An 831-nucleotide genomic window follows, 5' to 3' on the forward strand; every position below is an offset into this window, starting at 1 on the left:
GCCTCAAAGGAGTACCCGCATGAACGGAACACATTCCGTGGAAAAGATCGGCGGCACTTCGATGGCCGCCACCTCGACGGTGTTCGACAACGTCCTGATCGCCGGGCGCGAGGGCGCGGACCTCTACAACCGCATCTTCGTCGTCTCGGCCTATGCCGGGATGACCGACCTGCTGCTGGAGCACAAGAAGTCGGGCCGGCCCGGCGTCCACGCCCACTTCATCCGCAACGAAGTGCCCAGCGCCTGGCGCTCGGCGCTGGCTGACGTGATGGGCGCGATGTGGGCGCGCAATGCCGAGATGTTTGCGCGCGCCGAAAGCCGCGAAGAGGCCGACGTCTTCGTGGCAAGGCGCATCGCCGCGCTGGAAACCTGCCTCGACGATCTCGACCGGCTGCGCTCACACGGCCGCTTCTGCCTCAAGGAGCAGATGACCACCGTGCGCGAGATGCTGGCCGGGCTGGGCGAGGCGCATTCGGCGCACTCGACCGCGCTGATGCTGCGCGACCGGGGCGTGAACGCGGTCTTCATCGACCTGACCTTGTGGAACCACGAGGACATGCGCAGCCTCGATGCGCGGATCGAGGAAGCGCTGGGTACGATCGACCTCGCCACGCAGATGCCGATCGTCACCGGCTATGCCGGGTGCGAGGGCGGCATGGTGCGCCGCTATGCGCGCGGCTATTCGGAGATGACGTTCTCGCGCATCGCTGTGCTGACGCAGGCGCGCGAGGCGATCATCCACAAGGAGTTCCACCTCTCCAGCGCCGACCCGCGCCTTGTCGGCGAGACGGTGGCGCGCAAGATCGGGCGAACCAACTACGACGTGGCGGA

General features: G+C 66.9%; 1 protein-coding gene. It reads left to right on the top strand.

Translation table 11 applies throughout. The annotated features are described in order from the left end of the window. Positions 1–19 precede the first annotated feature (19 nt). Positions 20–831: amino acid kinase family protein (locus ACYPYD_RS27205; protein ID WP_459666909.1), on the top strand; the 812-nt coding region annotated here is incomplete at its 3' end.

This window comes from Novosphingobium sp. 11B (assembly GCF_054589055.1).